Source organism: Azospirillum palustre (genome assembly GCF_002573965.1).
Taxonomy (GTDB): domain Bacteria; phylum Pseudomonadota; class Alphaproteobacteria; order Azospirillales; family Azospirillaceae; genus Azospirillum; species Azospirillum palustre.
In genome coordinates this window covers 225,048-243,355 of the sequence record NZ_PDKW01000041.1, presented here as the reverse complement: position 1 = coordinate 243,355, position 18,308 = coordinate 225,048, and the positions used below count along the sequence as shown (strand labels likewise).

Below are 18,308 nucleotides of genomic sequence, written 5' to 3'. Positions count from 1 at the left end.
GCAATCTAAATTGATCGGGGCGCTCTCGCATGGCGGCACCGCCATCGGCGGCGCTTCCGGGGCCGATCACGACACAAGGAAGAAAGAGAGAGTTCGATGGCAAAGATCGATCGCGGCATCGCCCTGGTGACGGGCGCGTCGTCCGGCATCGGCCACGCGGCGGCCAAGGCCCTGCAAGCCGCAGGGTTCGATGTGTTCGGAACCAGCCGTCACGCGGATGCCAAGGGCCCCGAGGGCGTCACCATGCTGACCTGCGACGTCACCGACGACGCCTCCGTGGCCGCCCTGGTCGATGAGGTGCTGGACGACGCCGGCCGCATCGATCTGCTGGTCAACAATGCCGGCGTCGGGCTTTTCGGCGGTGCGGAGGAGTCCTCGGTCGCCCAGGCACGGGCGCTGTTCGACGTGAACATGTTCGGCGTCATCCGCATGACCAACGCCGTGCTGCCGATCATGCGGCGCCAGAAAAGCGGCAGGATCATCAATCTCAGTTCGGCGCACGGCTTCATTCCGGCCCCCTATTTCGCGCTCTACGCGGCGACGAAACATGCGGTGGAGGGCTACTCCCAATCGCTTGACCATGAACTGCGCACGCTCGGCATCCGCGTCACGCTGGTCGAGCCCGCCTATACCCGGACCTCGTTCGACGGGAACCTCATCAAACCGGACCGCCCGCTCGGCGCCTATGCGTCCGCGATTGCCGGCGTGACCGTGGCCGTCGAGGACGCGATCAGGAAGGGTGACACGCCCGAGGCCGTGGCCGAAACCATCGTCAAGGCCGCGACGGTGTCCGAACCGAAGCAGCGCTACCCGGCGGGGAAACTCGCCCGGCAGGTCAGCCTGCTGCGCCGATTCGTCCCGGCCGCCGCCTTCGACAAGAGCCTGCGCAAGATGCTGCGGCTGCCGGTCTGAGCCCGTTTCGGGAGCAAACCCGTCACATCCGCTGCAAGGAAGGAGATCCCATGACCGCCCTGTCCCGTCGGGAGGATCCGGCGGCCCCGGTGCCCGCCTACAAAGTACCGCCTTCATCGGCTGGGCGGCGGTCATCTGGTTCGATGCCGGGCTGTCGACCCTGTTCCAGATCACGGCCCTGGCAGCGGCATCTTACGGACTTCTGACGGCCGCCGCGATGATGGGTGGTGCCTGGGGCCGGCATCACGCGTCCCATCCGCTACCTCGGAGACGTCCTGCGGAGTAGGTCGGGGTGGAGAATTGTGTCGGTCATCCATATCTCCTATAGAGGTTGATCGAAATCTAAAGAGGGGCATATCATGCGTGTGAGTCGCGTTCAGGCTGAGGAGAACCGGCAGACTGTGATCACCGTGGCGAGCCGTCTTTTTCGGGAGCACGGTTTCGACGGCATCGGTCTCAAGGATTTGATGGAGGCGGCAGGCCTGACCCAGGGCGCCTTCTACAAGCAGTTCGAGTCGAAGGAGGATCTGGCGGCTCAGGCTTCGACGCGGGCGCTGGAAAGCGCCTACTGCCGATGGACGGCGGCAGCCACCGCAAATCCGGAGGATCCGCTTGGCCCGGTGATCGGCTTCTATCTCAGCGCCGGGCACCGCGAGGAGAAGACCGACGGTTGCCCGATCGTCGCGCTCGGTTCCGATGCCGCCAGACACGGCGTCGCGGTGAAAGCATCGTTCGAAGCCGGGATCAGGACGCATCTCGACGTCCTCGAACGCCTGATTTCGGAAACGCAGGGCGAAGAGTTCAAAAGCAAGGCGATGGCGATTCTTTCCCTGATGGTCGGTGCGCTGACGCTCTCGCGTGTCGTCAACGATCCCGGCCTTGCTCAGGCCTTTCTGGATACGGCCGCTGCACAAGTTCGAAATATTGCAGCTGCCTGAATGGACGTGACCACAATGGGAACCGGTCGATCGGAGGGTGCTTGACCATGCCAGCAGGTACATCCGTCCGGCGGACCGCAATCCTGACGATTGCCGGCCGGACCTTTCTTCGACAGGGCTATGCCGAGGCATCGATGGATGGTATCGCCGCCGAGGTGGGCGGCTCCAAAAGCACGCTCTATCGTTATTTCCCGTCCAAGGCAGCGCTGTTCGCAGCCTATGTCGAGGAAGTCGGGACTTTGACCTGGGCCGCCCTTGCCGCTGTGCAGGTGGAGGAAAAGGGAACCGAGGCTGTATTGGAGGACACGGCGCGCGCCTATCTGGACTTGATACTGTCCCCTTCAGCGCTTGCCGTGACCCGCCTCGTGATGGCTGAAACCGGTCGTTTTCCGGGGATTGGCCGCATCTTCTACGAGCGCGGAATTCGGCGCGCGGAAAGTCGGATCGCAGCCATATTGCAGCGCTTGGCCGAGCGGAGCGACGTACCCGGCTGGAACCTTCTGGCATTGCCCGGCGCTGCCGCTCATTTCAGGGCTCTCTGTGAAGCCGGACTGCATGAGGGATGCCTATGGGGTGTATACGAATCGGTTTCGCGGGAAGATGTCGCCGCCGTTGCCCAGCAGGCGGTCGCCCGCTTCCTGCGAGGCTGTCAGGGGCAAACTTATCTTTGATTTTCAAAACAAAGAGAAGAAGCGGATAGGATTATCCGGGCGGGCGATTTTTGACAAAATAGTGGATGGTGCCGCTGCGCAGGATCACGGGGTATCCCAGCAGAGCGGGCTCTCCGGTTTCTTCATGCCGGTAGGCCATGGTCCTGGGGGCGACGTAGATCGCCACCCAGGCCGGCAGCCGGGCGGACAGCTTGCGCAGCACCTCCATGTCGGGGAAGGTCGCCCGGCGCACATCCTGAAACGGCCGGCGGTCGATGAAGGACGGCGAAATGCCGGTAAGCCCCTCGGTGCGGACGTAGGTCCACGCAGGATAGCCGCCAAGCAGCGCCGGCGCCGGTCTCTCGACCGGCGGCAGGGGGAGGGACACCTGATACCGGCACGCGACTTTGGGTTCATCGCATTCGCCGCCATGGATGCGCCAGGCGGTCCGCGTGCTGGTGTACCGCGTCTGCATCAGATTTGTGAAGGGACGTGAGCGGTTGCGCCGCAGGCGATCAGGCCGCGGACGGTTCCATCGCGCTTGCGAGGATGAAGACGCCCAGGGCGATGACGGCGATGCCGAGCAGCGCCGACGGGGCGAGCGCTTCGCCGAACAGCCACCAGCCGCCGATGGCGGCACCGGCCATGCCGAACCCTGCCCAGACCGAATAGACGAGCGAGAGGGGAAAACGCTGGAGGGACACGGACAAAAGCCAGAAGGACAGGGCATAGCCGACGGCGACGATCACCATCGGGCCCACCCGCGTCATCCCGTCGGCGGCTTTCAGCGCGATCGTGGCGGTGATTTCCGCCAGGATCGCGAGGCCGAGAAGCCCATAGGCGCCGGCCGCGGTCATGCCGCCACCGAATTCGGCTGAGCCGAATTCTCCTGAACCGAATTTTCCTGATTGACGGGGGCTTCGTCGAACATGCCGAGATCGTCGGCGAACTGGTCGAGAATCGAGAGGTTGGCAGGGGCCGACAGGCAGGCGGGCAGATAGTCCGAAAGCGTCGGCGGCAGGGAAAAGCCCTCCGCGGTCAGCCGCTCGTTGGCGAAGACGACGCCGAGCGTGCTGAACTGGTAATAGGCGCGCATCGCCCGCAGCATCGCCAGCTTGATCGGCTGGTCGAGACCGAAGACCGCCTGGAACCGTGCCCGCAGCGTCTTCCAATCGCCATCGTCGAACCGGCTGTAGCAACGGGGGCCGCCCTGGGGATCGCAGCGCTCGAACGCGGCGGCCAGGCTGTCCCAGCTCGTGCGCTTCGCCTCGCCGGCCGAAAGATGATAGACGTCATGAGCCAGCGTCGGCCTGGCCAGAAGCCCGACCAGAATCTCGGCGGTCCAATCGACCGGAACCACGTCGATGCCGCCCGCCAGCTCGCCCGTCACCAGACGCAGCCGGTCGCCGGCACGGAACATCCAGAAGATGCTGCTGCTGGGGATGCAGCCGAGCGTCCGGTGCCCGGTGACGATGGAGGGGCGCACCATCACGACGGGCAGGTCGGCGAACTCGTGCCTGAGCATGGTCTCGGCCGCGACCTTGGTCCGGGTATAGGGAACGAGGTGCTGGGCCGCTTCGGCCGGCGTGTCGGATTCCCGGACCACCGGCGGCGGGTTGCGTCCGCAGATCATCGCGGTTCCGCCATAGAGGAAGCGATGCAGATACGGCATGCGCCGCGCCCGTGCGGCCAGCGCCCTGGTGCCCTCGACATTGATCAGATGGCAAAGCTCCTGGGCACGGAAGGAGGTGTCGGCGGCGAGATGCAGGATGTGGGTCACGGCATCCAGACGCCCGTCTTCGAGGCTTGCCGGAACGGTGATGTCGCCGACGACGATCTCGACCCGCCGAATGGCCTTGCGGGCGGCATCGGCGCCCATGAAGCGGGCCAGGTTTTCGGCAAGCCGGGCACGGGCCTGCTCCTCCCCCTTGCCCCGCACAAGACAGATCCAATGCCAACCCGGATCGTGGGAGAGGCCATGAGCGAGAGTGGCGCCGCCGATGAAGCCCGTCGCGCCGGTCAAAAGAACAGTGGTCATCCGTATCGAGTCCTTGAGGGAAGATGGCCGCACGCATCGCACCGCGGCGACTGCGGCTTGGCGGTCAACCTTCCATCGCTCCGTGCAGATTTCATGGAGCTTCGATAAAGGCCGGGTCGGCTCGCGCAGTTCACCCCGCTGCTCCCCCGTCTCTGCACAATCTCGACAATCGATGGACGGTTCCTCCACGACCGGATGGCACTTGGTTCGGGCAGATAGCCCGGGGACATTCGATGGTTTCGCTTGCTCGACAAAATCTTGTGCATGAATGGAGGCGGTTCGCCGCGGCGATCCTGACGCTGGCCTTCTCCGGTCTGTTGATCCTGGTCCAGGTTGGCTTGCTGCTGGGCCAGCTCGACGCCTTCACGCTCCCGCTCACGCGGTCCAGGGCCGATCTGTGGATCACCGCCCCGAACATCCAGAGCTGGGACCAGTCGACCGTCGTTCCCGCCCGTGTCGAAGGGCTGTTCTGGTCGCACCCCGCCGTTCTGGATGTTCACGAGATGAGTCTCGGATACACCGACTGGCGGACCGGGGATGGCGCGCGGCAGAACGTCATGATCGTCGGGGTCAACATCCGGCCGGGCGCGCTCAGCGGGCTTGACGGCATTGCGGCGGACACGCTGGCGGTCCTGTCGACTCCCGAGACGGTGCTGGTGGACCAGGCCGACGCGGCCAAGCTGGGGGCAACCGTCGGCGGCACCGCGGAGATCGCCGGAAGGCGCGTGACCATCGGCGGTTTCGTTCGCGGATTCCGCAGCAATCTCATGCCGCTCGTCTTCACCTCGGCCGAATCGCTCCGGCGGATCAACGCGGACTGGACCGGCAGCGGGCCTCCCTATTTCCTGTTGAAGCTCGATCCCCGCTTCGATGTCGAACAGGTCCGGCAGGACTTGGAAGCCGCCGGCGGGGTGCAGACCTATGGCGTCGCGACGCCGGAGGAGCTGGCCGCAAAGTCCGCCCTGTTCTGGCTGGAGGAGTCGGGGGCGGGAACCTCGTTCGGCTTCTCCATGCTGCTGGCGCTTCTGGTCGGCGTCGGCGTGACCGGCCAGACCCTGCGCGGAGCGGTGATCGCCTCGCTGAAGGAATATGCGACGCTGCGCGCTCTCGGCGTCACGGTCGGCCAGCTGCGCGCCATCGTCGTCGAACAATCCCTGTGGGTCGCTCTTGTCGGCAACCTCCTGATGTTCGCTATCGCCGGCCTTCTCAGCGGGCTGGCCTGGTTCATGGGGATCCCGCTGGTGCTGACCTGGTGGCTCGGCGGCATCACCACCCTGTTCGTCACCGCCATCGCCTGTCTGTCGGGACTGGTCGCCCTGTCGGTGCTGTACCGCAGCGAACCGGCCGATCTGCTGCGATAGGAGAACAACGATGCTCGTTTCCTCGGACACGCCGGCGCTCTCCGCCCGGAGCCTTTACAAATCCTACAGCAGCGGCGACAGCCGGATGGACATCCTGAAGGGGATCGACCTGTCGGCGCGGTGCGGCGAGCTGACCCTCCTGATGGGACCGTCCGGCTCCGGCAAATCCACGCTGATGGCCGTGCTGGCCGGCCTGTCGCGTCCCGACCGCGGCACGGTCAGCATTCTGGGCCAACCGATTGCCGATCTCGGCGAGGCCAACCTGACCGCCGTGCGCCTGCGGCAGTGCGGCTTCATCTTCCAGAGTCCCAACCTCTTCGGCGCTTTGAGCGCCCTGGATCAGGTGCGGCTGGTTCTTCAGCTGACCGGCGCCCCGGCGGCGGACATCGACAGCCGCGCATGGGAGAGCCTGAAGGAGGTCGGGTTGAGCGACCGGACCCATCTCAAGCCATCGGCCATGTCCGGCGGCGAGAAACAGCGGGTGGCCATCGCCCGTGCCCTGGTCAAGCAGCCGACCCTGCTGTTCGCCGACGAACCGACCTCCGCCCTGGATCGCACCAACGGCGATCTGGTGATCCGCATCCTGCGCAGGATCGCCCACCGCAATGGGGCGGCGGTCCTGTGCGTGACCCACGACAGCCGTCTGGTCGGCCATGCCGACCGCATCGTCACCATCGACGACGGGCGGATCGTGAGCGACGAACGGCCGGAAACGCCTGACACCTTCCATCATCGGGACATTGAACATGCTGCGTCCTAAGCGCCTGATGCTGGGCGGACTGGCGGCGATCGCCATTGGATCCTGCGTCGTGGCGGCCGTCTCCACCGCAATGACGGATGAACTGCCTGGTTCGGGAGACCAGGAAATTCTGTCGGTGGAGGCGCCGGTCGCGGCGGCCGGACGCGGCCGGATCGACGTCGAAGGCGGCATGATCCAGATCGCCGCCCAGCGGGACGGCGTGATCTCCGCGATCTTCGTGTCGGAGGGCGCCGACGTGCGGGCCGGCGACCTGCTGGCCCGGCAGGACGACCGGGCGGCCCGCGCCACGCTGGACGAAGCCCGTGCCGCCCTTGCCGAAACGGAAGCCCGCTTTGCTGTTCTGCGGGTCCGTGCCGCCGCCGCGCGCCGCGAACGCGACCGGCTCGACCGCCTGCGCCGGGACGGGGCCGAAGCGGTCAAGCTGGTCGACGAGGCCCAGAGCCGCCTGGAGGAGGCCGAGGCCGATCTGGCCGTCCACAAGGCGGCGATCCGCCTCGCCCAGGCACGGCTGGCAACGGCGGACATGGAGATCGCCCAGCGCGAGATCCGGGCTCCGGTCGATGGACGGATCGTCCGGCTCCAGGCCCGGCCGGGCAGCGGTGCCTCGACCCTCAGCGTCTCGACGCTGTTCACCCTGGTGCCCAACGAGCGTTTCATCTTCCGCGTCGATGTCGAAGAGCGGCTGATGCGGCAGGTCCAGTCCGGCCAGCCGGTGACGGTCACGCTCGACAGCACGCCCGAGCCGCTGTCCGGCGAGGTTCTGCGCATCGGCGAGATCCTCGGGCAGAGGAAGATCGACCCGAGCGATGCCCAGCAGCGTGTCGACGAGCGCGTGGTGGAGGTGGTCGTCGCCCTGTCGGCCCGCGCCGGCCAACGCTTCCTGATCGGACAGCGCGGGCTTGCGAAGTTCCTCACCGCCCGCCCACTTCCCGGCGACGCACGGCCGGAGACGCCGTCGCTGCGGACTCCGAAGGAAATCCGGGGATGACCGCTCCGTCGAAGACTCATCGCCGGGCTGCGACCCTCGCCGCCGTCTGCGCCGTTGCCCTGGTGTCGGGCTGTTCGCTGGCCCCCCTCTACGAGCGGCCCGCAGCGCCGATCCCAACCGGCTACCCGGTCGCTGCCCAGTCGCCCGACACCCGGTCGGCCAATCAGCCGGCGCCGGGAGGCGAAGCGGCATCCGTCCTTCGAAGCACGGCCTGGTGCACACAATTCCCCGATCCCGTGCTCAGGCGCCTTGTCGCCTCGGCTTTGGCGCACAACCGCGATCTGAAACTGGCGGCGGCACGGGTGGTCGAGGCACGGGCTCTGCATGGCATCCAATCGGCGTCCCGCCTGCCCACCGTCGCCCTGGAGGGCACGACCACCCATCCGGCGAGAAACAATGAGTCCGCTCATCAGGTGGGCGTCACTCTGGCGGCGTATGAGCTGGATTTCTTCGGCAAGGCCCAGAGCCTGTCGGATGCGGCCCTGCACGAGTATCTGGCGACGGAGCAGGCCCAGCGGGCGGCCAGGATCAGCGTGGTGGCCGAGGTGGTGCGGGGCTATGTGCTGGAGCGCGCGGCGGTGGCCCGTGTCGAGCTTGCGCGGCGTGCCGCCGCGTCGCGGACGGCGGCGGTCGGCTTGCTGACGCGGCGCGTCGCGGCCGGCGTTTCCTCCCCGCTGGAGCTGGAGCAGGCCCGGTCGCTGGTCGGGGCGGCCGACACCGACCTGATCGAGCAGCAGCTGGTCCACGCGCGTGCAGGCCATGCCCTGGCCCTGCTGACCGGCTACGGCGACAGGACGGGAACCGAGGATGCGCCGCCCTTCACCGCCGCCGCCTTCGGTGCTGGATGGGGGGTGGCGCGGGCCGGCCTGCCGTCCGAACTGCTGACGGCGCGTCCCGACATCCTCGCGGCGGAGCAGCGGCTCCAGGCCGCCAACGCGCAGATCGGCGCCGCCCGCGCCGCCTTCTTTCCCTCCATCCGGCTGACGGGAATGGGAGGTGTCGCCTCCGGTCAACTCAACAGCCTCTTCACCCCCGGCAGCGGTGCGTTGCAGGTCGTTCCCCAGGTGAGCCTGCCGATCTTCGACGGCGGGCGGAACCAGGCCAGCCTGGATCTGGCGCGGGCGCGCGAAAGCTCGGCCGTCATCGAGTATGAACGGGCCATCCAAACAGCGTTCCGCGAGGTGTCCGATGCCCTGGCCGGGCAGGCGTCGCTGGAACGCGATGTCGCCGCCCGGACCGCCCTGCGCGAGGTGGAGGCACGCCGTCGCACGATGACGATGAACCGCTATCTGGCCGGTGCTGTCGGCTACCTGGAGGTTCTGGACGTGGAACGCAGCCTGTTCGCCGCCGATCAGGCGCTGCTGGACGCCAAGCGGGCGCGGCTGGAGAATGCCGCATCTCTCTACCGCGCCCTGGGCGGCTGCCCGGCGGTGTCCGGATAAGTCCGGCCCGTCATTCTGCGAACGGCACGACAGTCTCTGCACGTTCTCCACGGAACGTCCATAAAGCGGCGCTACCATGAGCCTCAAGGCCGAAATCTGGAGTTGGAAATGAGCGTGCTGGTGTTGGTCGTGGAGGATGAGCCCGACGTCGCCCGGATCATCACGGGGTATCTCGACCGTGAGGGGCTGCGGACGGTCCGTGCGGAGAACGGGCAGATCGCCCTCGATCTGCATCATCAGCTGCAGCCCGACATCGTGCTCCTCGACGTCAAGATCCCCAAGCTCGACGGCTACGAGGTTCTGGCGGCGATCAGACGGCGCGGCGATACACCGGTCATCATGGTCACGGCGCTCGACGAGGATCTCGACAAGCTTCAGGCGCTGCGGATCGGTGCCGACGACTACATCGTCAAGCCGTTCAACCCGCTGGAGGTGGTTGCCAGGGTCAAGGCGGTCCTGCGCCGCGCCATGGGACGGAGCGACATCGCGGTGCTGCGGGTCGGTCCGCTGGAAATCGACCTGACGGCCCATGCCGTCGTCGTAGAAGGCACCGACGGCCGGGTCCGCATCGACCTGACGGCGACGGAGTTCCGCATCCTGTCGCATATGGCACGCCAGCCCACGCGCGTTTTCAGCCGCGCCGACCTGATCGACGCCTGCCTGCCGGAAGGCAACACGCTGGAACGGACCATCGACACGCACGCCAGCAACATCCGGCGCAAGCTCCATGCCGCCGGAAACGTCACTCTCTTCGAAAGCATCAGGGGCGTCGGCTATCGGCTGTCGACCGTTCCATGAAGTCGGCCAAGTCATTGAACCGGCAGCTGGTTGCATCCATGGCGGGCGTGACCGGGCTGGCGCTCTTCGTCATGTGCGCCGGGTTCTTCCTGTTCTACGAGTTCGTCTATTTCCGGTTTTGGGCACCCGAGGGGTTGGAGGGCCTTCCCGAACCGGACAGCAGCTGGCCGACGCCGCCGGAATGGATCGCCTACCTCGTGCTGTGGGCCATCGGACTGGGAGGGGCGATCGTTGCGGCGATGGGTTTCGCCCGCCGGCTCATCCAGCCGCTGGAGGCGGTCGCGACGGCGGCCCGGCGGGTTGCCGCCGGCGATCTGAGCGCACGCGCCGCGCCGACGAAAGCATCCTTCGCCGAAACCCGCCAGCTGATCGAAGACTTCAACCATATGGCCGGGCAGCTGAACCGGGCGGAAACGGAAATGCGGGCGTGGCACGCCGCGATCGCCCATGAACTGCGCACGCCCCTGACCATTCTGCGCGGCCAGATCCAGGGCTATGTCGATGGCGTCTTCACACCCGACACGCCGTCGCTTCAGGGGCTGCTTGTCCAGGTCGAGGGGCTGAGCCGGATCGTCGACGATTTGAAGGTTCTGACCCTGGCGCAGAACGGCCGCCTTGAGCTGAGGCTGGAGACCATCGACCTTGCCCAGGAAGTCGCCTCGGTGGTGGCCGTCACCGCGCCCATGCTTCAGCTGGCCGGCGTGTCGGTCCATGTCGATCTGGGATCGGTGGTGATCCGCGGCGATGGCGCCCGCATCCGTCAGACCCTGACCGCCCTGCTCGACAACGTCCGGCGCTACGCCGCCCCTTGCGAGGTCCGCATCGAAACCCGCGTGACGCGCGACCATGCCATTCTGCGGGTCTGCGATCACGGCCCCGGCTTGCCGGAGGGGACGGAGTACAGGGTCTTCGACGCCTTCTGGCGGAGCGATGCGTCCCGGTCGCGGGAGAGCGGCGGCAGCGGCCTGGGCCTGGCGGTGGTGCAGGCCATCGCGCAGGCCCATGGCGGCGTCGCGGTCGCCATGGCGTCGGAGCCCCAGGGCGTGACGTTCGAAATCCGCTTGCCCAAACTCTGACCATGGAACCGTGATCGGCGGCCTGCAGGCGCTCGTCACCCACACCGCAGGCGAGTTGTTTTGTGCTTTTACAGCCGCTCGCCGAACGATGGGCGCGCACCGCTGTGGAGTCGATCATCACCTGGGCCGGTGGGCCGCCCGCCGCCAACGCATGGAAGATGTCCTCCCGTACGCCCTTGGCCGCCCAGCGGACGAAGCGGTTGTAGAGCGTCTTGCGGGGGCCGTAGACCGGCGATGCATCCGCCCAGCGCCCGCCCGACTTCAGCACATGGACGATTCCGCTGATCACACGGTGATCGTCCACCCGCAGCTTGGCTCGGGTGTCGCGAGGAAGGTGCGGCTCAAGCCGTCCGAACTGCTCCACCGCCAACCAGAACTCACCGTCGCTCATCGCGCGCAACGTTGATTGGGACCTGATCCGCGGATCTCACCATGGCCCGCGGTCAATGGCGCCGCACCTCTGGAGGCCGGACACATGACCGCACCCGACCACTTCGCCACTTACTTCACTTTTCTTCTTGCACAGAGGCGGTCGTCCACACATGAATCACAACGGTTCCCTTCAGGAAAGGCTCTTTATGGGTCCGGACCCTAACGCATGGTGTAGGACCACGGCTCCGGCAAAAGATCATAGCCATCACGCCGCTGTACGACATGCGCAAACCCGGGGAAATCAATGTGGGAGCCGGCGATGAGAGTTTTCCTCGCAGAAACCTCTTCGAAGAGCTTTTTTCTCGTCTCCGCGGCGAGTTCCTGATCACAGTCAAATGTGAGCGTCACTTCCGGTCTGGAAATCTGTATTTCGGGAATATGAATTGTGTCGCCCCAAATCAGAAGCTCTTCCCCCTTCGATGAGATCGTGAAGCCGGAATGCCCGGGTGTGTGCCCCAGCAAGGGCCTCGACAGAACACCTGGGAATACTTCCGTGCGGCCTTCGAAAGCTTGAACGACGTCTTTATAAGGGGTGACTTGCTCGCGAGCGGTGTCGAAGAAGAAGCGCCGGTCCTGGTCGCTTGCCTTGGCCATCTCGACATCATCGAACCAGTGAGCCAACTCGTTCCGGTGGACCGCAAGTCTGGCATTCGCGAAGATGCGACGCCCGTCTGCCACGTCCGTCAAGCCCGCTGAATGATCTGGATGGATGTGCGTCAGAAGTATTGCATCGATTTCATCGCTCCTGATGCCGATGGCGCTGAGATTTCGCTGAAGCTGTCCGGCGGTCGGGCCGAAATAAGGGCCGCAACCGGTATCGATCAGAGCGATCTGTCCTTCCGAGTGAACGAGGTAGCAATTGATCGACGCCCGTCTGACCGGACGAAGCTTTTCCTCGAACAACAGCAGAGCTTCAGAAAGATCGATATTCCTCAAAGGTTCGATGCCTGCATCGGCATATCCGTCGGAAATCGCGGTTACGACGATATCACCGATTGCGCGATGATAGATGCCAGGAACCTGACCAAGCGGCTTTCGCGACATCATTTCCTCCTGCCATAATTTGAATCGCTCAGAACACGTTTTTGCTGTGCATGGCGGGAGTCCAGGTTCGGCGATCCCGCCACCCCCGGATTGTTACGGAGCTTCAGGCTCCGATGCTTTCCTTTGACTGCCCACTTCGGTGGCGGAGCGTGCCGCAAACCTTCTGACGCTCCGTTCCGCCGGCAAAAACGCGGGGTTGCCGTGCCACACCGACCAGCCCCAACACCGGGTTACAGAATGCGACCTTTCGGGCCTTTCCATCGCCTTGTCAGTGCTCTACGGACCATCGACCGCCGGGTTGGACGAACCGGTCCCGGTACATTGCTTCATAACTTTGTGCGGCGCTGAGAACGGACCTGTCGTCTCCTCTGGCCCCTATGATCTGAAGACCGATTGGAAGCCCCTGATGACTGAAACCGCAAGGCAGCGAGCAGGCGGGCTGTTGACTTAAGTTGATCGGGAAACTGAAGGACGACCACTCGACCCAGCTCCGCTTGTCGCCGTCTGGCGCGTTCCTCCCTGCTTCGAACGGCAGGATCGGCACGGTCGGCGAAACGATGAGATCATACTCGCAAAGCAAAGCGTCCATGGCACTGCCGAAACGGCTACGGCCGGCTTCAGCATTCATTCTCTGAGCGCCGCTGTATTTCTGGCCGACTTGCGCTGCGGCGACGAATCCCGGATCGAGTTCCGAAATTCGTCCGGAGTCGATTGTTGAAAGGCGGTTCGCCGCACCGACGCACCAATGCCGTGTATAGATTTCCAACAGATCGTCTTGATCGGGAAGACGCAATTCCTCGACGTGCGCGCCCTCCCTCCGCAGATCGGAAATGACGCCGTCTACGGCGTTCAGCACCTCGACATCCACATCTCCCACGCACGGTGTTCGCCAATAGCCAATCCGCTTTCCTTTCCAACCGTATTCGAAGACATCGAGATCGGGAAAAGGCATGGGAGGCTGGGTCCAGTCGCGCAAATCCCTGCCTGACATGATTTGCAGCATCACCGTGGCATCCGCGACCCTGCGCGCCATTGGCCCGATGTGGGCGACGGTGCCAAAGGAACTCGGAGGAGCGAACGCCACCCTGCCGTAGGAAGGCTTATGTCCGACGATCCCGGTGAAGGATGCAGGGATTCGCACCGATCCCCCACCGTCCGTGCCGACGTGGAGCACACCTGCGCCGCAGGCCGCCGCAACCGCGGCCCCGCCAGACGAGCCACCCGGTGTCAGTTTCGGGTTCCAGGGGCTTCTCGTGACGCCAAACGCAGGACTGTCGGTGACGGCTTTCCATCCATATTCCGGGGTGGTGGTTTGCCCGATGAAAACCGCTCCCGCTTGCCGCAACCTTTCAACTGCCGGAGCGTCTTTTTCGAAGGGGGCGGGATCCGTCACACGACTGCCATAACGAACCGACCAGCCCTCGACATGCAGGATGTCTTTGACCGTCGTCGGCACGCCATCGATGGGCGAGCGCGGTTCGCCTTTGCACCAACGACGCTCTGACGCTTCGGCGGCTCGCATCGCCCTGTCGAAATCGAGAAAGGTGAATGCGTTCAAATGGGAGATTTCCTCCGCGCGCACCAGCGCTGAGCAGACGACCTCCACAGGGGACAGCTCGCGCTTCCGATAGGCCGCGGAAAGCGTTGCGACATCCATCGCGTATAATTCCCCGGATCGGGAAGACGATTGATTTGGATTCTGGCACATGTGCCGCTTCCTTTACTTTTGGGGACGTCAGGCTGTTCGGATTGACAAAACCGAGACCTATGGGGCTATAGATCTCGGCATCACTACGAACGAAGTTACCGTTCGGCCAGCTCGGTCGCGTGCATGTTGGAACCGCCAATTTCGGTACCATCGGCCCGCGCACTGGAGGTGCCGATTTCCGCGAGATCCACTCCGGCCGTTTCGCGGATGATCAATCCGGCGGCAATCGCCACCAACCCCAAGAACATAACGTAGTAGTGATAGAGATTCTGTTGCCCTATGTCGGTAAGGTAAGCATTGAGATAGGGAGCTGTTCCCCCGAAAATTGCCACGGAAACCGAGGACACGAAGCCAACGCCCTGGGCCCGCGCCTGGGTGGGGACCTGTTCCGACAACACAGCGGGGAATATCGATGCAATCAACCCCCACGCCCCCAGCGCCATCAACTGGGCGAAGAACAGAGTGTGCGGTTCCGTCGTGACCATTGTGGCAATGGGGTAAGTGAGCGCGACGACCGATAGTCCCCAGGCGACCATCACGGGTTTCCGCCCGAAGCGATCCGATATCATCCCGCAGACCGGCAGCCAGAATACGCAGAGGGCCATGGCGATCAAGCTGGCGCGATAGGCTCCGCCAGGATCCATGCCGTTGGAAATTGCGGTCGCGGGTGCGAACGTCACCCAGGTGTAGTAAGCGACGTTCGTCGTGCAATTGAGCATGACGAGGTTGCGGGCGATGCGAAACATGTCGCCTCGCGACAATTTCTTCTCGGCAACCTTCTCCTGTTGCTCGAAGACGCGCGACTCTTCTACCGATTTCCGCATGAAGATGGCGTAGATGCCGAGAACGCCGCCGATCGCAAAGCCGATGCGCCAGCCGTAGCTGTTCATCGCGCCCGCATCCAGAAGCGCGGTCAGGGCGGCCGCAACGAGCGTGGCGGCGATCACACCGACGATGACACCAGCATAGACGCAACTCGACCACAGGCCACGGTGTCTTCTGGGCGCGATTTCGGCCACGTAGGTATAGGATACGCCCGTTTCTCCGCCGTGGGCCAGGCCTTGGAACATGCGGAAGACCAGCAGGGTAAAGGACGAGAACAATCCGCTGTTTTCATAAGTTGGAATGAGCGCAATTCCAAGGCTGCTGAAAGCCAACAGCAGCATCGTAGCGACCAGAACACCCTTGCGGCCCAATCGATCGCCCAGCCGCCCGAAGACGAGGCCGCCGACCGGCCGCGCGAAGAAGCCGGCTGCGAAGACTGCGAGCGTGGATAGCATCGCTGATCGCGAATCGGATTTGTCGAACAGGTTGTTGGCCAAGTATACAGAAAAAGTCGCATACAAGGTCCAGTCGAACCACTCCAGCGCATTCCCGACAGAGATTGCGCTCAGCGACCTCCAGTTCGTTGCATTTTTTGTCTGTTTCATTGTTGTCTCCCATCCTCGTCCGCAAACCGATGCGATCGGTCCGCCTTGGGTCCGAGCGAATTCGAACGCCATCCACCATTGCCCGTTTGCGCTGGACAACCTCAGGTGGTTTCGAACAAATATGGTAAAAAGTCGGTGATCATTCATACGCACCGACTTCGGCCGGCACGCATGAGGGTGACGATCTGCCCTATCGTCTTCCCGAAATCAGGAGGCGCAGCTGTTCCGCCAGGACGGCCAGAACAAGAAGTCCACCCAAGATGATCATCTGATAGTAGGAGGAAATATTCTCCAAATTCATGCCGTTGCTCAGTACGGCAATGAAGAGGGCGCCGAGGGCCGCACCGAAAAGCGTACCCTCTCCTCCGCGAAGCGAAATTCCACCGAGCACGCCCGCGGTGATGGATTGAAGGACGAAATTTCCGCCCAGGTTGGTGTCGCCGGTCGATACGCGTGCGCTCAGGAGGATGCCGGCAAGCGAGGCCAGCATGCCGCTGGTGATGAAGACGAGAACGATATGGCGCCTGACATTGATGCCGGACAATCGCGCAGCAACAGGATTGCCGCCCACAGCGTAAATGTAGCGTCCCGCCCGCGTTCGCGTCATCGTGAGATGCAGAGCGACGGCGAAGAGAACCGCAATGTAGACCGATGTGGAAATGCTGCGAAGATCGGGCGTTCCAAAGACCGCTATGAAATCCTCGGGAAGACCGGTGACCGGAGCACCCCCGGAAATTTGGTATCCTGCGCCAGCCGCTATTCCTGCAATGCCCAAAGTCACGATGAACGATGGAACATTCAGGTAGGCGACGGCGACACCGTTCACCATGCCGAGTATCAGTCCGACCGATAAGCCGCATGCGACGGAGATCGCGATGGCAAGCGGGAGATCGACCCCATTGGCCGCCAGAGCGATCATCAGCGTGGCCGAGACCACACTCGTGAGGCCGAGCAGAGCGGCCACCGCCAGGTCGAAACCTCCGCTGATCAGAACCAGACCCTGCCCGAGCGAGACGATCATCAGGTATGAGGACTGATTCAGGATATTGATGAGGTTATTGCTGTTCGTGAACCGGGAATTCGCCACGGCAAAGAAAGCAAACACCACAAGAACAAGCACGCTGATGATGCCGGTCGTTTTGAGGCGCGAAAGCATCCGGTCAGCAACGCGGCGCAGAGCAAACGGTTGGGCCGGCCGGGAAATTTGCTGCAAAGGCGTCATGCCGCCGCTCCTGTCTTTATGTCGCCTTCTTTCCGACCGACCGCGAAAAATGACGATAAGATCGCCGCTTCGCTGATCTCTTCCTGCTGGAACTCCGCGGTCTGTCGGCCGAAGGCCAGCACGTATGTCCGGTGCGTGAGGTGAAGGATTTCCGGGAGGTCCGATGATATGAGAAGGATGGCGGCCCCCGCCTCGCACAACTGCTTGAGAATCCCGTAAAACTCGAGCCTGGCTCCCACATCCACACCGACCGTCGGCTCGTCGACGATGAGAACCTTCGTTTCACGCAAGAATGCCCTGGCGAAAACGACCTTCTGCTGATTGCCTCCGGAATATGCCGAAACGTTCCGATCGAGAAGTGGCGGGCTGAGGTTCAAGCGGTTCAGAACCCGCTGCACCGCGTCGTCTTCGGATTTCTTCCTCAGCCATTGCCCGAAAGCAAAAGACCGCAGGTTGAGGCACGAGAGTGTCGCATTCTCCCGAACCGATCTGTTGAGAACGAGTCCTTGCCTGCGTCTGTCGGGCGGCAGGTAGACGACCCCGGCATCGAGCATCGATTGAGGCGATGGGGATCGCAGAGACTTGCCAAAAAGCTTCACCTGGCCGGCCGCCAGCCGCTCTTCGCCGAACAGGCTGCGACCGACCGCCGACTTGCCGCAACCGACCAACCCGGCTATGCCGACAATCTCACCGGCGCGGACGCTGATCGACACATTCTGGAAACGCCCCGACGCGGCGCTTGCCCCTTCCAGTGCGATGGCTTCATCCGCCGGTTTGAAAGCGATTGTCGGGTAGACATTCAGCGTCTCACGGCCGGTCATGAGCTGGATGAGTTCATCTTCATCCGTTTCCGACACGAGCTTGGTGGCGATGCGGCGACCGTCACGCAATATGCTGATGCGGTCTCCGATTGCCTGGATCTCCGCCATGCGGTGGGTGATGTAGATGATGCCGACACCGAGGCGCTTGAGTTCCGCTACGATCGCGAACAGTCTTTGGGTTTCGACATCGGTGAAGGCGGTGGTCGGTTCATCGAGGATCAGAAGCCGGGGATCGTTCTGCAGCGCCTTGGCGATCTCGACCATCTGCTGTTCGGCGCGCGAGAGGCCGGCAACCGGAGCCTGCGGATCGATTGCGATGCCGAGCCGAGCAAAAATCGCCGCGGCTTCCCTCGACATGGCGCCTTCATCGAGCAATGCCGACTGTCGCTTTTCCCGTCCAAGAAAGATATTGGCGCAAGCGGAAAGGGTCGGAATCAGACTCAATTCCTGAAAAACCACGCTGATTCCGGCATCACGCGCCGCGCGTGGCGATCCCGCCGGCAGGACCTTTCCATCGAAACGGACCGTGCCACCCTCGGGCGCGTAGTTTCCGAGGATGATGTTCACCAGAGTGGATTTTCCGGCGCCGTTTTCGCCGAACAGGACATGGACCTCGCCCGCTCGCACATCCAATGAAACGCCGTCGAGCACGCGTACGCCGGGAAAGCTCTTCTCTATGTCGCACGCT

General features: G+C 63.8%; 17 protein-coding genes and 1 pseudogene. 9 read left to right on the top strand and 9 right to left on the bottom strand.

All coding sequences use genetic code 11. The annotated features are described in order from the left end of the window. Positions 1-96 precede the first annotated feature (96 nt). From CRT60_RS14825 to CRT60_RS14810, 3 genes are all read left to right on the top strand, one after another. The gene (locus CRT60_RS14825; protein ID WP_098737192.1) at positions 97-912 is read left to right on the top strand and encodes an oxidoreductase; all 816 of its coding nucleotides are present in this window, start codon (positions 97-99) and stop codon (positions 910-912) included. A gap of 359 nt (positions 913-1,271) precedes the next feature. Then, positions 1,272-1,850 (top strand): TetR/AcrR family transcriptional regulator, encoded by a 579-nt coding sequence (locus tag CRT60_RS14815; RefSeq protein ID WP_098737191.1) that lies wholly within the window; start codon positions 1,272-1,274, stop codon positions 1,848-1,850. Positions 1,851-1,897: 47 nt separating this feature from the next. Beyond that, positions 1,898-2,521, top strand: coding sequence for a TetR/AcrR family transcriptional regulator (locus CRT60_RS14810; protein ID WP_244592574.1), 624 nt, complete (start codon positions 1,898-1,900; stop codon positions 2,519-2,521). Between the two features lie 31 nt (positions 2,522-2,552). On the opposite strand, the gene CRT60_RS14805 is transcribed toward CRT60_RS14810, so the two are convergent. The 3 genes from CRT60_RS14805 to CRT60_RS14795 are packed head-to-tail and all read right to left on the bottom strand — an operon-like array spanning position 2,553 to position 4,538. Beyond that, positions 2,553-2,975: a hypothetical protein gene (locus CRT60_RS14805; protein ID WP_193548433.1), complete on the bottom strand. Its 423-nt coding sequence runs from the start codon at positions 2,973-2,975 to the stop codon at positions 2,553-2,555. Positions 2,976-3,015: 40 nt separating this feature from the next. Next, positions 3,016-3,357, bottom strand: coding sequence for a DMT family transporter (locus CRT60_RS14800; RefSeq protein WP_098737190.1), 342 nt, complete (start codon positions 3,355-3,357; stop codon positions 3,016-3,018). Then, positions 3,354-4,538: an SDR family oxidoreductase gene (locus CRT60_RS14795; RefSeq protein ID WP_098737189.1), complete on the bottom strand. Its 1,185-nt coding sequence runs from the start codon at positions 4,536-4,538 to the stop codon at positions 3,354-3,356. Before CRT60_RS14795 ends, CRT60_RS14800 begins: the two co-directional genes overlap by 4 nt. Positions 4,539-4,771: 233 nt before the next feature. On the opposite strand from CRT60_RS14795, the gene CRT60_RS14790 reads away from it, so the two are divergent. From CRT60_RS14790 to CRT60_RS14765, 6 genes are all read left to right on the top strand, one after another. Further along, positions 4,772-5,899 (top strand): ABC transporter permease, encoded by a 1,128-nt coding sequence (locus CRT60_RS14790; protein WP_098737188.1) that lies wholly within the window; start codon positions 4,772-4,774, stop codon positions 5,897-5,899. A gap of 10 nt (positions 5,900-5,909) precedes the next feature. Next, positions 5,910-6,659 (top strand): ABC transporter ATP-binding protein, encoded by a 750-nt coding sequence (locus CRT60_RS14785; RefSeq protein WP_098737187.1) that lies wholly within the window; start codon positions 5,910-5,912, stop codon positions 6,657-6,659. Continuing rightward, on the top strand, positions 6,646-7,647 hold the full coding sequence (locus tag CRT60_RS14780; protein ID WP_098737186.1) for an efflux RND transporter periplasmic adaptor subunit: 1,002 nt from the start codon (positions 6,646-6,648) through the stop codon (positions 7,645-7,647). The genes CRT60_RS14785 and CRT60_RS14780 overlap by 14 nt, the downstream gene beginning before the upstream one ends. After that, a complete protein-coding gene (locus tag CRT60_RS14775) occupies positions 7,644-9,089 on the top strand; it encodes an efflux transporter outer membrane subunit (protein ID WP_098737185.1) in 1,446 nt (481 codons plus the stop codon). Before CRT60_RS14780 ends, CRT60_RS14775 begins: the two co-directional genes overlap by 4 nt. 108 nt (positions 9,090-9,197) lie before the next feature. Further along, positions 9,198-9,887: a response regulator gene (locus tag CRT60_RS14770; RefSeq protein ID WP_098737184.1), complete on the top strand. Its 690-nt coding sequence runs from the start codon at positions 9,198-9,200 to the stop codon at positions 9,885-9,887. 38 nt (positions 9,888-9,925) lie between these two features. Further along, positions 9,926-10,963: an ATP-binding protein gene (locus CRT60_RS14765; protein ID WP_244592510.1), complete on the top strand. Its 1,038-nt coding sequence runs from the start codon at positions 9,926-9,928 to the stop codon at positions 10,961-10,963. A 43-nt stretch (positions 10,964-11,006) separates the two neighbouring features. Here the strand turns inward: CRT60_RS14765 and CRT60_RS14760 are convergent. The 6 genes and pseudogenes from CRT60_RS14760 to CRT60_RS14735 form a co-directional block, all read right to left on the bottom strand. Continuing rightward, positions 11,007-11,354, bottom strand: a pseudogene (locus CRT60_RS14760) (transposase); the annotation flags it as partial. Between the two features lie 200 nt (positions 11,355-11,554). Continuing rightward, positions 11,555-12,442, bottom strand: coding sequence for an MBL fold metallo-hydrolase (locus tag CRT60_RS14755; protein WP_098737182.1), 888 nt, complete (start codon positions 12,440-12,442; stop codon positions 11,555-11,557). A 265-nt stretch (positions 12,443-12,707) separates the two neighbouring features. Then, positions 12,708-14,096 (bottom strand): amidase, encoded by a 1,389-nt coding sequence (locus CRT60_RS14750; RefSeq protein WP_244592509.1) that lies wholly within the window; start codon positions 14,094-14,096, stop codon positions 12,708-12,710. A 146-nt stretch (positions 14,097-14,242) separates the two neighbouring features. Beyond that, on the bottom strand, positions 14,243-15,577 hold the full coding sequence (locus CRT60_RS14745) for an MFS transporter (protein ID WP_098737180.1): 1,335 nt from the start codon (positions 15,575-15,577) through the stop codon (positions 14,243-14,245). Between the two features lie 190 nt (positions 15,578-15,767). Next, positions 15,768-16,799 carry an ABC transporter permease gene (locus tag CRT60_RS14740; RefSeq protein ID WP_098737179.1) on the bottom strand — a complete coding sequence of 344 codons (1,032 nt, stop codon included), beginning with the start codon at positions 16,797-16,799 and terminating at the stop codon, positions 15,768-15,770. Continuing rightward, positions 16,796-18,271, bottom strand: coding sequence for a sugar ABC transporter ATP-binding protein (locus CRT60_RS14735; protein WP_161958058.1), 1,476 nt, complete (start codon positions 18,269-18,271; stop codon positions 16,796-16,798). Before CRT60_RS14735 ends, CRT60_RS14740 begins: the two co-directional genes overlap by 4 nt. Positions 18,272-18,308 lie beyond the last annotated feature (37 nt).